Origin of the sequence: Nocardia sp. NPDC058244 (assembly GCF_042882065.1) — a bacterium.
Classification (GTDB): domain Bacteria; phylum Actinomycetota; class Actinomycetes; order Mycobacteriales; family Mycobacteriaceae; genus Nocardia.
Genome location: NZ_JBHVWX010000010.1, coordinates 120,708 through 133,268 on the forward strand (window position 1 = coordinate 120,708; position 12,561 = coordinate 133,268).

At 71.2% G+C, this 12,561-nt stretch carries 14 protein-coding genes; 2 read left to right on the forward strand and 12 right to left on the reverse strand.

Translation table 11 applies throughout. The features are described from left to right. A complete protein-coding gene (locus tag ACFVW6_RS29125) occupies positions 1–846 on the forward strand; it encodes an SDR family oxidoreductase (RefSeq protein WP_378830147.1) in 846 nt (281 codons plus the stop codon). 26 nt (positions 847–872) lie between these two features. Here ACFVW6_RS29125 and ACFVW6_RS29130 read toward each other — a convergent pair whose 3' ends face one another. The 9 genes from ACFVW6_RS29130 to ACFVW6_RS29170 all read right to left on the reverse strand — a co-directional run bounded on the left by ACFVW6_RS29130 (position 873) and on the right by ACFVW6_RS29170 (position 9,686). Continuing rightward, positions 873–1,523 (reverse strand): maleylpyruvate isomerase family mycothiol-dependent enzyme, encoded by a 651-nt coding sequence (locus ACFVW6_RS29130; protein ID WP_378830146.1) that lies wholly within the window; start codon positions 1,521–1,523, stop codon positions 873–875. A gap of 90 nt (positions 1,524–1,613) precedes the next feature. Further along, a complete protein-coding gene (locus ACFVW6_RS29135; protein WP_378830145.1) occupies positions 1,614–2,429 on the reverse strand; it encodes an acyl-CoA thioesterase domain-containing protein in 816 nt (271 codons plus the stop codon). A gap of 103 nt (positions 2,430–2,532) precedes the next feature. Further along, positions 2,533–4,812, reverse strand: coding sequence for a primosomal protein N' (locus tag ACFVW6_RS29140; protein ID WP_378830144.1), 2,280 nt, complete (start codon positions 4,810–4,812; stop codon positions 2,533–2,535). A 14-nt stretch (positions 4,813–4,826) separates the two neighbouring features. Then, positions 4,827–6,038, reverse strand: a complete 1,212-nt coding sequence (metK, locus tag ACFVW6_RS29145) for a methionine adenosyltransferase (RefSeq protein ID WP_355281347.1) — start codon at positions 6,036–6,038, stop codon at positions 4,827–4,829. Positions 6,039–6,284: 246 nt separating this feature from the next. Further along, a complete protein-coding gene (coaBC, locus tag ACFVW6_RS29150; RefSeq protein WP_218721690.1) occupies positions 6,285–7,502 on the reverse strand; it encodes a bifunctional phosphopantothenoylcysteine decarboxylase/phosphopantothenate--cysteine ligase CoaBC in 1,218 nt (405 codons plus the stop codon). Positions 7,503–7,530: 28 nt separating this feature from the next. Further along, entirely contained in the window at positions 7,531–7,851 is a 321-nt protein-coding gene (rpoZ, locus tag ACFVW6_RS29155; protein ID WP_373867119.1) for a DNA-directed RNA polymerase subunit omega, read from the reverse strand. After that, positions 7,838–8,422, reverse strand: a complete 585-nt coding sequence (gene gmk / locus ACFVW6_RS29160) for a guanylate kinase (RefSeq protein WP_357345105.1) — start codon at positions 8,420–8,422, stop codon at positions 7,838–7,840. Before gmk ends, rpoZ begins: the two co-directional genes overlap by 14 nt. Before the next feature lie 5 nt (positions 8,423–8,427). Then, positions 8,428–8,748: an integration host factor, actinobacterial type gene (gene mihF / locus ACFVW6_RS29165; RefSeq protein WP_043653536.1), complete on the reverse strand. Its 321-nt coding sequence runs from the start codon at positions 8,746–8,748 to the stop codon at positions 8,428–8,430. A gap of 347 nt (positions 8,749–9,095) precedes the next feature. After that, positions 9,096–9,686, reverse strand: coding sequence for a TetR/AcrR family transcriptional regulator (locus ACFVW6_RS29170; RefSeq protein WP_378830142.1), 591 nt, complete (start codon positions 9,684–9,686; stop codon positions 9,096–9,098). A 30-nt stretch (positions 9,687–9,716) separates the two neighbouring features. On the opposite strand from ACFVW6_RS29170, the gene ACFVW6_RS29175 reads away from it, so the two are divergent. Further along, positions 9,717–10,064 carry a DUF6463 family protein gene (locus tag ACFVW6_RS29175; protein WP_378830141.1) on the forward strand — a complete coding sequence of 116 codons (348 nt, stop codon included), beginning with the start codon at positions 9,717–9,719 and terminating at the stop codon, positions 10,062–10,064. A 16-nt stretch (positions 10,065–10,080) separates the two neighbouring features. On the opposite strand, the gene ACFVW6_RS29180 is transcribed toward ACFVW6_RS29175, so the two are convergent. From ACFVW6_RS29180 to ACFVW6_RS29190, 3 genes are read right to left on the reverse strand one after another with little or no spacing between them, the layout of a single operon-like run. Then, positions 10,081–10,737 (reverse strand): response regulator, encoded by a 657-nt coding sequence (locus ACFVW6_RS29180; protein WP_378830140.1) that lies wholly within the window; start codon positions 10,735–10,737, stop codon positions 10,081–10,083. Further along, a complete protein-coding gene (locus ACFVW6_RS29185; RefSeq protein WP_378830139.1) occupies positions 10,728–11,852 on the reverse strand; it encodes a sensor histidine kinase in 1,125 nt (374 codons plus the stop codon). The genes ACFVW6_RS29180 and ACFVW6_RS29185 overlap by 10 nt, the downstream gene beginning before the upstream one ends. 23 nt (positions 11,853–11,875) lie before the next feature. Next, the gene (locus tag ACFVW6_RS29190) at positions 11,876–12,526 is read right to left on the reverse strand and encodes a DedA family protein (RefSeq protein ID WP_378830138.1); all 651 of its coding nucleotides are present in this window, start codon (positions 12,524–12,526) and stop codon (positions 11,876–11,878) included. Between the last annotated feature and the right edge of the window lie 35 nt (positions 12,527–12,561).

Sequence of the window (12,561 nt, forward strand, 5' to 3'; positions counted from 1 at the left end):
ATGATCGTCGTCACCGGAGCCACCGGCAATATCGGCCGCCAGCTGGTCGGACTGCTCGCCGAGGCGGGCGAGCAGGTCAGGGCCGTTTCCCGCGGCGCCACCCCGGTCGACCTGCCCGCGGGCGTAGAACACGTCGTCGCCGACCTGGGCGACCTCGACAGCCTCTCCCCCGCACTCCAGGGCGCGGACGCCCTGTTCCTGCTGATCACCGGCGAGCAGCTGATGACCGGCCCCGAACCGGCCGACCTGTTGAAGGCCGCGTCCGCCGCCGGTATCCGCCGCGTGGTGTTCGTGTCCTCGCAGGGCGCGGTGACCCGGCCCGACTCCGCGGGATACGCGCGGACCATCGCGTTCGAGCTGGCGCTGGCCGAGTCCGACCTGGCCTGGACCGCGCTGCGCCCGGGCGCCTTCTTCTCCAACACCTACGCCTGGATCGAGCCGGTACGCACCGCGCGGACCGTCGCCGCGCCGTTCGGGGATGTCGGTCTGCCCGCGGTCGACCCCGGGGACATCGCGGCGGTCGCGGCCGTGGCCCTGCGCGAAGACGGGCACGCCGGGCGCGCCTACACCCTGACCGGCCCGGCCGTGGTGACTCCGCGCGACCAGGCGGCCGCGCTCGCCGTGGCCATCGACGATCCGATCGGCTTCGTCGAACTCACCGCCGAGCAGGCGAAGGAGAACATGCTGCGGTTCATGCCGGCGGCGGTCGCCGACCACACGCTGACCATCCTCGGCACGCCGACCGCGGCGGAGCAGCAGGTCAGCGGTGATATCGAGCGGGTGCTCGGCCGTCCGGCGACCGCCTACGCGGAGTGGGCGCTGGGGCAGCGGGCGATGTTCCGCTGAGCGGAGTCCGCGGTGCCGGGCTCAGCTCATGTCTGGTCGGCCAGACGATCCAGCACCGTCGGCAGACCGGGGCCCGCGAGCGCGTCGGCACCGGCGGCGCGGCCCGCCATCACCATGACCAGCGCGATCGTCGGACCGCTGACCAGCGGACCGGTGCCCGTGGCGAAGGGCCCGTCGGTGGCTTCCAGGCGCAGGCCCGCGATGGTGGTCTTGCTGGGCACGGTGAAATCGCGGCTCGCGTAGAAGTCGGCGACGGCCGTAGCGGCCGCCGTCGACGGGGTGGTGGACAGCCCGAGTGGTCGCCGGATGTCCTGGCCGTGCACGACGACCTCGCCGAGCCAGGCGGCGGTGTGCCCGGACGCCGCCGTCGTGCTGGTGACGACCGCCCGGAACCGGGCGAGGGTTTCGGCGGGGGTGGCCCCGCGATGCTCGGCGAGCCGCCGGGCATTGTGCAGATCGAAGTCGAAGCGGGCCCCGAGCACACTGGCCAGCCAGCGCAGTCGCCCGATACTCGCCGCCGCGGTGAGGTGGGCGACGACCTGCTCGACCGTCCAGTCCCCGCACAGGGATGGCCGGGCCCACCGGTCGTCGTCCACGAGCGCGAGGTCATCGGCGAGGGCCGCGCGTTCGGTGTGGGTCAGCGCCCACAGTTCGTCGCGAGAGAGGGTTGTCGCCACGGGACCTCCAGGGCGCGGTTCGGGGACGCGCGGGTGCGCGCCGTCGTCAGTGCAGACGACGGCGACCGCGCGAATTCATCGGGCCCGGTGTCAGCCCTCGGCGGTCGCCGGCATCGGTTCGCCACGGTGGGCGGGGACCGATCGGCGCCGGTCGTTGGCCACGGCGGTGATCACGCAGGTACCGAGCGGGCCTTCGCGGTCGTACATGGTGGCGGTGCTCACCGCGACCCCGGCGTTCCCGACGTGGTCGAGGGCCTGCATGCCGAGTTCCGGGCCCACCGGCAGCCGGGACAGGGTGAGGGTCATGTCGGCGTTGATGTAGCCGACGCCGCGCGAACCCCAGTGGCAGACCAGGTTGGTGAGGTCACCGGTGGCGGCGGCCCGCTGGAACGGGGTGAACGGTTGCCCGGCCACCAGCGGGGGCAGGTTCTGCCAGGTGACCTTGCGCTCGGCGTCACGCGCCGCGCCGAAGTCGGCGATCCAGTCGGCGTCACCGGACTTGAACAGCGGCAGAGCACCCTGCGGATCGTCGCGGCGTTCCGCGGGGGCGGGCAGGGTCCGGGGCGGCTGCCAGACCGTTCCCGGCGGATCCTCGGTGGCGGCCAGGAAGGTCACCGTCGCCCTGGCCCGGGTCTGGTCCCGCTGGACGAGCCAGGAATCGACGACCTTGATGCGGTTACCGGCCCGCACCACCGCGCTGTGCAGCGTGATCGGGTCCCGGGTGACCTGCTGGAACAGGTCGACTGAGAGCCGCGCGGGGACGAAACCCGCACCCGGGCTGTGTTTCTCGGCCTCCAGCGCGAGCAGCCCGCACACCGCGACACCGTGCAGCTGGTTCGGCGACCAGCGGCTGACCGCCAGATCGTTCGCCACGTACGTCCCGTCGCGCGTCGTGAAGAATTCCACCACGATCCTCTCTGCTCACCCGAGGTCATGGTAGGGCAGGGCGTGGCGGCGTCTGATCCGACAGGTGTCCGCAGGGTCGCGCCCGGCGGTCCGGGCGCGCCGATCAGCCGATGTCGACCGGGTCGACCTGCACCCGCAGCGGGTCGTCGGACCGATGGGAGCTGCGGACCGCCTGCGCGGCGGTCAGGGCGCGGGCCAGGGGCGCCCCCGCGGATCGGCCGACCCGCAGCAGCATGCGCTCGACCTCGGCGGGCGAGTCGCCGCCGGAGAACGGCTTGCGCGCGGTCGGCGGCAGCGGCACCGGACCGAGCACCTCGGTGCCGTCGGGCAGCGCCGCCGCGTCGAGGAACTCCGCGATCGAGGCGGACGTCCCGTCGACGGCGGCCAGCCGCACGGCGGGCGGGAACCCCACCTCGGCGCGCGCCTCGAGTTCGGCCGCGGCGTGGTGCACCGGATCCCAGCGGACCAGCGCCTGGACGGTGGGCAGGGCCGGTTCGGCCATCACGATGACCTGCCCGCGCGGCCGGACCAGGGCGGCGGCACCCATCCACCGCCGCAGCGTGTCCTCGCTCGCGCGCAGGTCGGCCCGGCCGAGCAGGGCCCAGCCGTCGAGCAGCAGCGCCACCCCGTAGCCGCCGCGCACCAGCGGTTCGGCACCGACCGTGGCGACGACCACCTGGGCGCCGGGCTCGACGGTGTCGATGACCTCCCCACCGCCCGAGCCCCGGATCGGCACGCCGGGAAAGGCCCGGCCGAGTTCCTCGGCGGTGCGCGCCGCACCGATCACCATCGCCCGCAGTGCCCGCGCGCCACAGGCCTGGCAGCGGAAGGCCGCCTCGGTGATCCCACACCACGTGCACTGCGGGCTCGCCGCCTGGCCGTCGGTGGCCTGCGGCAGCGACAGCGGCCCGTTGCAGTGCCGGCAGCGGGCGGGCGTCCGGCATTTCGCGCAGGCCAGCGAGGGGACATAGCCGCGCCGAGGCACCTGGACCAGCACCGCGGCGTTCTCCTTGATCGCCGCGCGGGCGGCCGCGAAGGCGACGCCGGGCATCCGGACCGCGCGCGCCAGCGCATCGCGTTCCAGGGCGAAATCGGTGTCACCGGGCGCGCTGATCCGCGGCATCACCTCGCGCAGCACCTGCCGCTCGGCGAGCAGGTCACGGGCCCAGCCGGATTCGACGACGGCCTGGATCTCGGCGGTGCGGGCGAACCCGGCGGCGACGAAGGCCGCACCCGTCTCGTGCGCCCGCAGCATGGCGACTTCCCGCGCGTGTGGGTACGGGGCGCGTGGCTCGGCGTAGGTGTCGTCGCCGTCGTCCCAGATCGCGATCAGCCCGAGATCACGCGCGGGCGCGAACACCGCCGCCCGCGTGCCGACCACGATCCGCGCCTGACCGCGCAGCACCGCCAGCCAGCGCCGGTAGCGCGCCGCGGGCCCGAGCCCCGCCGCCAGCCCGACCGCCGAATCCCCCACCAGCCGAACACATTCGGCGAGCAGCCGGTCCAGATCGCGCTGATCCGGGACCATCAGCACCGCGCTGCGTCCACTCGCCACCACCGTCGCGGCGAGTTCGGCGAGCCGCGCCGCCCAGTCCTCGCCGGGCAGCGCCTGCCACGCGGCGCGCGCGCCTCTGCCCTGCCGCAAGGCGGCGACATACGCCTCGCCGTGCACGTAGCGTTGCCACGCCGAGGTGTCGACGCGTAGTTCTGTGGGTGCATCGGACGCCGCATCATCCGCACCGGATCCCGCCGTTGGCCGCGCCTCCTCGGCGTGCACGCCGGGCTCGTCACCGGTGCCGTCGGTCGGCCGCCGGTCAGCCGGATCGAGCGGGGAAGGCGCGTCAGAGAGCGCCGGTCCCGGTGGAATCGGATCACCGGCGACATCCTCGACGACGGCATCGGCCCCAGCCTGTCCCGTGGTCGCTGGGGGCCGATCGAGCTCGGCGCCACCGTCGGATGGCGTCGGCTCGGCGGCCGCGGATTCCGTTGCGGCGGTGGACTTCTTCGTGCCACCGGTCTCGGTCCTGGCATGGCGGGGTGGGATGGCCAGGCGCAGGACGTCGGCGCGGGTGCCCGCGTAGCGGGCGGCGACCGCGGTGGCCAGGCGCAGGACCTCCGGGGTGAGGACGCGCTCCGGGGAGACGACGCGTTCGAGCTTCACCATCTTGCCGGTGTGCTCGCTGCGCGGGAGGCGTTCGAGCAGGTACCCGTCGACGAGCCGCCCCGCGAAGCGGACCCGCACCCGCACGCCCGGCTGCGCGACCTCGTCCAGTTCCGGGGGGACCAGATAGTCGAAGTCACGGTCCAGGTGCGCAGGCGACAGCAGCGGGAGCACCCGAGCGATCGGGTGTCCCGCTGCTGTCGTCGTCTCGTCCGCTGCCACGCGGGCGGTGGGTCTTACAGGCCGACGGCCGCGCGCAGCTTGTCGGCGCGGTCCGTGTGCTCCCAGGGCAGGTCGACATCGGTACGGCCGAAGTGTCCGTAGGCCGCGGTGGGCGCGTAGATCGGGCGCAGCAGGTCCAGGTCGCGAATGATCGCGCCCGGACGCAGGTCGAAGACCTCGGAGATGGCCGCCGAGATGCGGGCCGGGTCGACCTTCTCGGTGCCGAAGGTCTCGACGAACAGGCCGACCGGGGCCGACTTGCCGATCGCGTACGCGACCTGCACCTCGACGCGCTCGGCGAGCTCGGCGGCCACGACGTTCTTGGCGACCCAGCGCATGGCGTAGGCGGCCGAGCGGTCGACCTTCGACGGGTCCTTGCCGGAGAACGCGCCGCCACCGTGGCGGGCCATGCCGCCGTAGGTGTCGACGATGATCTTGCGGCCGGTCAGGCCCGCGTCGCCCATCGGGCCACCGAGCACGAACTTGCCGGTCGGGTTGACCAGCAGGCGGATGTCGGAGGTGTCCAGGGTCGGCAGGTTCAGATCGCCGATGACGGCGTCGACGACCTTCGTCCGGATATCGGGGGCCAGCAGGTTGTCCAGGTCGATATCGGCCGCGTGCTGGGTCGAGATGACCACGGTGTCGAGCCGGACCGGCTTGTCACCGTCGTATTCGATGGTGACCTGGGTCTTGCCGTCGGGACGCAGGTACGGCAGCACGCCGGACTTGCGGACCTCGGTGAGCTTGCGCGAGAGCCGGTGCGCGAGCGCGATCGGCAGCGGCATCAGCTCGGGAGTGTCGGTGGTGGCGTAGCCGAACATCAGGCCCTGGTCACCGGCGCCCTGACGCTCGATCTCGTCGTCGGACCCGCCGACGCGCGCCTCGTGCGAGGTGTCGACGCCCTGCGCGATATCGGGCGACTGGGCACCGATCGCGATGTTCACACCGCAGGAGTTGCCGTCGAAACCCTTTGCGGAGGAGTCGTATCCGATCTCGAGGACCTTCTCCCGGACGATCCGCGGGATGTCGGCGTAGGCGGAGGTGGTGACCTCGCCCGCGACATGGACCTGACCAGTGGTCACCAGAGTCTCCACCGCGACCCGGCTGCGCGGGTCAGCCGCGAGCAGCGCGTCGAGGATGGAATCGCTGATCGCGTCACAGATCTTGTCCGGATGCCCCTCCGTCACGGACTCACTGGTGAATAGCCGACTACCTGTCGTACGCACAGTTATTCCCTCTCCCTCAACGGGTTACTCGTGTCGGCTTGTGACGGTAACTTCTCGGTGCTACCGCACAACCCTTCTTCTCAGACTATTCCAAACCACCGACGAGGTGGCGCAGTGCACACAGACTGTCCCGGACTGTTCACCGAAGCGGCGAAGGCGCCCACGGACGGTGTCCGTACGCAGTACACTGCGCGACGATCATTGCAGCGCAACAGATCTCGCGAAGCTTTCGGCGACCGTACCCGGTCAGCGCAGCAGCGGGACGAGCGCGTCGAGCACCCGGCTGGCCAGCAGCGCCTTGGAGCCGTGATCGAGGGCCTGTTCGGTGCCGTCGGCACCGAGCAACCAGCCGTCGTTGGTGTCGACCTCGAACGCCTTGCCCTCCCCGACCGCGTTGACCACGAGCAGATCGCAGCCCTTCCTGGCCAGTTTGGCGCGCGCGTGGGTGAGCACGTCACCGTTGTCGTCTCCGGTCTCGGCGGCGAAGCCGACGATCGCGGTGCCGGCGAGCCTGCCGTCGGTGCGGGCGTCGACCAAGCCGGCGAGGATGTCCTCGTTCTTGGTCAGCGGGATCACGTCGGGCTCGTCAGCGCCCTTCTTGATCTTCGCAGCGGCGACATGGGTCGGACGGAAATCGGCCACCGCGGCCGCCATGATCACCGCGTCCGCGCCGAGCGCGTGCTTGTCGACCGCGGTCTTGAGCTGGTCGGCGGTGGTGATGTGGACCAGGTCCACGGCGGCGGGCGGCGCGAGCTCGATGGTGTTGCCCGCGATCAGCGTCACCTGGGCACCGCGCTGGGCGGCGACCCTGGCCAGGGCGTAGCCCTGCTTGCCCGAGCTGCGGTTGCCGAGGAAACGCACCGGATCGAGCGGTTCCCTGGTGCCACCGGCGGTGATCACCACGCGGCGACCGGTCAGGTCGCGGGGCAGCGCGTCGGGACGTTCGAGCAGCAGCGAGGCCAGACCGAAGATCTCCTCCGGCTCGGGCAGCCTGCCCGGACCGGTGTCGGTGCCGGTGAGCCGGCCCGACGCGGGTTCCATGACATTGGCGCCGTGCGCTCGCAGCGTCGCGACATTGGCCACCGTCGCCGGATGCTCCCACATCTCGGTGTGCATCGCGGGCGCGAACAGCACCGGACATCGAGCCGTCAGCAGGGTGGCGGTGAGCAGATCGTCGGCGCGGCCCTGAGCGGCGCGCGCCATCAGGTCCGCGGTGGCGGGGGCGATGACGACGAGGTCGGCCTCCTGGCCGATCCGGACATGCGGCACTTCGGGCACGTCGGCGAACACGCCGGTGTGCACCGGCTGGCCGGACAGTGCCTCGAAGGTCGCCTTACCGACGAACTGCAGGGCCGACTCGGTGGGGATGACCCGCACCTGATGGCCGGTCTCGGTGAACCGGCGAACGAGGGCACACGCCTTGTAGGCGGCGATGCCCCCGCCGACCCCGACGACGATCCGCATGGTCTCTACGCCTCCGGAAAAGAGATTGTCACTCGCCCTCGGTGTGCTCGAGCAGGTCCGAGTGGATTTCACGCATGGCGACCGACAGCGGCTTCTCCTGCAGGCCGGGCTCGACCAGCGGGCCGACGTACTCGAGGATGCCGTCACCGAGCTGGTTGTAGTAATCGTTGATCTGACGCGCGCGCTTGGCGGCGTAGATCACCAGGGCGTACTTGGACGACGTGCGCTCGAGCAGCTCGTCGATCGGCGGGTTGGTGAGGCCGATCGGGGTGTCGTACGCGGGCGCGGCTGCGATGTCCGTACTCACTAGGGGAGGCTCCTGCGGGGTTAGTGGGTCAAGAACTCGAATTTGTGCTAACGAATAACGATACCAACTGCTCGCAGGCGGTCGTCACCTCGCTGTTCACGATGACCGTGTCGAACTCGTCACAGGCCGCCAATTCGACCCGGGCGGTCTCGAGTCTGCGCTCGATCACCTCGGGCGTCTCGGTGCCGCGGGACCGCAGGCGCGAGACCAGTTCTTCCCAGCTCGGCGGCGCGAGAAACACCAGCAGCGCTTCCGGCATCGCCTGCCGGACCGAGCGCGCACCGGCCAGATCGACCTCGAGCAGAACGTGATGTCCGGCCGCCAGTGCGTCCCGCACCGGGGCCGCGGGGGTGCCCGATCGCTGCAACCCCCCGTGGATGTCCGCCCATTCGAGCAGTTCGTCCGCCGCGATCATGGCGTCGAACTCGGCTCGGGAAACGAAACGATAGTCCCGGCCGTCGACTTCCCCGGGCCGGGGGGCCCGGGTCGTCGCCGACACGCTGAATACCAGTTCGGGCAGGCGTTCCCGCACGCACCGCACGACCGTGGACTTACCCACGGCCGAGGGGCCGACCAGTACAACCAGCCGACCCTTCCGCGTGTGTTCGACCACCTGAATCAGGCGTCGAAGTCGAAGCGAGCCAGCAGCGCCTTGCGCTGACGGTCGCCCAGGCCACGGAGCCGCCGGGTGGGGGCGATCTCCAGCTCGGTCATGATCTCGGCAGCCTTGACCTTGCCCACCTTCGGCAGAGCCTCGAGCAGCGCAGAGACCTTCATCTTGCCGAGAATCTCGTCGGATTCGGCGTCGGTGAGGACCTGCTTCAGGTTGGTACCGCCACGCTTCAGGCGCTCCTTGAGCTCCGCCCGAGCACGGCGAGCGGCAGCCGCCTTCTCCAAAGCAGCGGCGCGCTGCTCGTCAGTCAGCTGGGGAAGGGCCACGGTTCCTCCGTCTCATCGTTCATTGCTAGATCTACCGCCGGTTACCCGGACGGTCTGTGCGACCGTACCCACGACGCCCGCCGATTGCGAACCCGACCCCCAGGTCAGGGCCGGATTACGGATGCCGTATGGGGCGCGCGGGCCCGATGCGGTGACCGGCGATTCTTCCGCCCCGATCGTACCGCCGAATTCAGAAAATGCACCCCCACCTGCGGTTATGCCGATTTGGGCGGTGTTAGCCATTCGGTTGCGCCCGCAGCGATCACGGGCCCCGCAAACCCGGTGGCGCGCGACCAGCGGGTTTCCGGAAAATCCCCGCGTGTCGCTGGATTTCACACCGCGTGTCGTCAAGATCGGGAACGAAATCGATCCAGAACGGCCCCCGTCGCGGTCGCGGTGACCTCGTCGACCCACCCCGGAATCGGCGCCGCCCGCGCGATGTAGTCGCGCACCAGACCGTACGGAATCGCCTTCACCGCGGCCTCCGCGACGGCGGTGGTCTGGGGGTCGGCCGCCCCGAATTCGGTGACCACCGCGGCCAGCAGGGCGGCGTTCATGGCGTCGTTGACCGTGGCGATCTCGTGCTGGAGTTCTTCGGGACCGACCGCGAGCAGTTCGTCGCGATGGAACATCTTCATCGCCCTGGCCTCGGTCGGATGTTCGCGGCAGTAGCGCACCAGATAGATCGCCGCGGCCAGCAACGGCGACGGCCCGGCCAGCGCGTCGAGCAGCCCCTCGTGGAAGCGCCGGATCGAGCGCAGCCAGAGCCGGGCGAGCAGTTCGTCACGTGAGGCGAAACGCACATAGATCGACCCCGTGTGCACCCCGGCGGCCGTGCCGATCGCGGTGATCGCGGGTCGGGTGATCGCCGGATCGGCAAGCAGGTCGCGGGCCGCGTCGAGCACCTGGTCGTCGGTGAAGAGCCGGGGTCTTGCCACCGCGTCAGCCTAGTGGCACAGTTTATGAATATGAATTCAAGAACTAGATTCCCCCTGGCCGGGGCCGCCTTGGTGGTCATCGCGACCGTGCACACGATCATGGGCGTCGCGCTGCTCGTGGTCGGCGATCAGGACACCGAGCTGTCGTTCTGGTTCACCCTGTTCGGGGTGCTCGGCATCGGGCTCGGGCTGGCCATGATCGAGCTGGAGCGAGTTCGCGGGTTCGTGCCCGGGTCGGTACTGCTCGCGTTGGCCGTGACGACCGTTGCCGGACTGGTCTACATGCCGCTGTCGGGTTTCGTCACCCTGTTGGTGCCGCTCGGTGTGGGCTCGCTGGGCTGGTGGCGCGGGCGGATTCCCGCCGCGGCCGAGGCCTGACCGCGGCGGGCACGGACTAGGCGTCGACCGCGCCCGCCCGCAGGTGCCGCAGGATCGCGAGCACGCGCCGGTTGTGTGCTTCGCCCACGGGCAGATCCAGCTTCGTGAAGATCGCGTTGATGTGCTTCTCGACGGCGCTGCGAGTGACGAACAGCTGTTGACAGATGGCGGCATTGCTCAGACCCTGCGCCATGAGCTCGAGCACCGCGCGCTCACGCTCGGTCAGCCGGTGCAGCGGCGAATCGGCGCGATTGCGCAGCAGCAGCTGACGCACCACCTCCGGATCGAAGGCGGTGCCGCCCGCGCCGACCCGCTCGACGGCCTCCAGGAACGCGCCGATCGCGGCGACCCGGTCCTTGAGCAGGTAGCCGATGCCGCCGGTGCCGGTCAGGAATTCCGCGGCGTGCCTGCGCTCGACGTACTGCGAGAGCACCAAGACCGCGATGCCGGGCTGCTCGCGGCGGATCTCGAGTGCCGCCCGGATACCCTCGTCGACGTGGTCGGGCGGCATCCGGACATCGGCGATGACCAGATCGGGCGGCCGGACCCGCACGGCGGAGAGCAGCTCGGTCGCGGTGCCGATGGAGTCGACGATCTCGTGGCCCTCGGCCGTCAGCAGTTGGGCCAGGCTCTCGCGCAGCAGCGCGGAATCCTCGGCCAGGGTTATCCGCACGGAACCTCCACCGTGATCGTCGTCGGACCGCCCGGCGGGCTGTCCACTCGCATCGTGCCGTCCATCGCGGTGACGCGGGTGGCCATCCCCGCCAGCCCATGGCCGGTGGGGTCGGCGCCCCCGATCCCGTCGTCGCGCACCCGCAGGCGCACGACCGGCCCGTCACGCTCGACGACGACCTCGACGGCCGTGGCCCCGGAGTGCTTGATGGCGTTGGTGATCGCCTCGCTGGCGGCGAAGTAGCAGGCCGATTCGACCGGCCGGGGCGCACGCTCGGAGAGCGCGTAGTCGAGCCGGGTCGGCAGCGGGGTCCGGTCGGCCAGGGCCTCGAGCGCGGCGTGGAGTCCGTCACGGGCGAGCATGGCCGGGTAGATGCGCCACGACACCTCGCGCAGTTCGTCGAGGATGTGACCGGTCTCGGTGATCGCCCGCCGCTGCAGCTCGGCGCCGGCGGCACCGTCGGGCTCGCGTTCCAGCCGGCCGAGCAGGATGGACAGGGCGACGACGCGCTGCTGCACGCCGTCGTGCAGGTCGCGTTCGATGCGGCGACGTTCGTCGTCGATGATGCCGACCACGTCGGCGCGGGTCGTGGTCAGCTGGGCCACCCGCTGGGCCAGCTCACCCGGCCCCGGCCGCACGCTGCGCCGCAGCGCCCACGCGTCGGCGCCCACGACTCCGACCAGTCCCTGCACCCCGAGGAAGCACAGCACCGCGCCGGGCAGCACGACCACCGCCACCGTCGTCCAGGTGATCTGGCCCGGTTCGGTGGCATCGACGATCGGCACCGCCGCGCCGGTGCCTGCGCCGTACACGAGTGCCGCCGCGGCCACGACGCCCGCTCCGCAGAGCCCGAGCACCACCGCCCCGAACAGCCCGATCACGGCGCGGGCCGTCAGGTACCCGGCCGCCCGCGCGCCACGTGGAGCCCCGGTCGAGGGAACACCGAGCAGCCGGGTCACTCGCCATCGCTCGATCGTCGCGACCCGGTCGGTGAGCGGCGTCGCGACCGGCGAGACGAGGACGCCGAGCAGGTCCAGCGGCACGGTGAGCACGCCGAGCAGGTATCCGCCGACGACGGCGGCGACGCGCGCGGATCCCGCCGTGGAGGTGCTCATCGCCCCATTCTCGCCGGGGAATCTCATCGCCCACCGGTCGCCTGCGCACGCGGGCGACGCAGGCGCCGCACGACGAACACCGCGACGGCCCCGAGCACGACGACGATCACGGCCTTCTGCAGCAGGCCCGCGTAGGTCTCCACGACGTGCCAGTTCTCCCCGAGGACGTACCCCGCGAACACGAAGACCGCGTTCCACAGCAGGCTGCCCGCTGTGGTCAACACGGTGAAACGCCCGATCGGCATCCGTTCGACACCGGCCGGGATCGAGATCAGGCTGCGGAATATCGGGATCATCCGGCCGAAGAACACCGCCTTGTCGCCGTGGCGGGCGAACCAGTCCTCGGTGCGGTCCAGGTCGGACAGGCGCACCAGTGGTAGCCGGTCGACGATCCGGCGGAGCCGATCGCGGCCGAGGGCGGCACCGAGTCCGTAGAGGGCGAGCGCGCCGAGAACCGACCCCAGCGTCGTCCACAGCAGCACCTCGGCCAGGCCGAACCGGCCGCGGCTCGCGGTGAATCCCGCCAGCGGCAGGATCACCTCGCTGGGCAGCGGCGGGAAGAGGTTCTCGAGCGCGATCGCGATACCGGCGCCGAGCCCGCCGAGCTGTTCCATCAGCTGGACCGCCCAGCCGGCGATGCCGGTGAGGTCGGTCGAATTCCCTGTCGTCTCCATGCTTTCGACGCTAGGGAGCCGGCCCGCGCCGGTCG

Bases quoted from the DNA above. Each gene is read 5' to 3' on its own strand.
- ACFVW6_RS29185 (WP_378830139.1), bottom strand. From the start codon at position 11,852: ATGAGCACCTCCACGGCGGGATCCGCGCGCGTCGCCGCCGTCGTCGGC.
- coaBC (WP_218721690.1), bottom strand. From the start codon at position 7,502: ATGCGGATCGTCGTCGGGGTCGGCGGGGGCATCGCCGCCTACAAGGCG.
- ACFVW6_RS29175 (WP_378830141.1), top strand. From the start codon at position 9,717: ATGAATTCAAGAACTAGATTCCCCCTGGCCGGGGCCGCCTTGGTGGTC.
- ACFVW6_RS29190 (WP_378830138.1), bottom strand. From the start codon at position 12,526: ATGGAGACGACAGGGAATTCGACCGACCTCACCGGCATCGCCGGCTGG.
- ACFVW6_RS29125 (WP_378830147.1), top strand. From the start codon at position 1: ATGATCGTCGTCACCGGAGCCACCGGCAATATCGGCCGCCAGCTGGTC.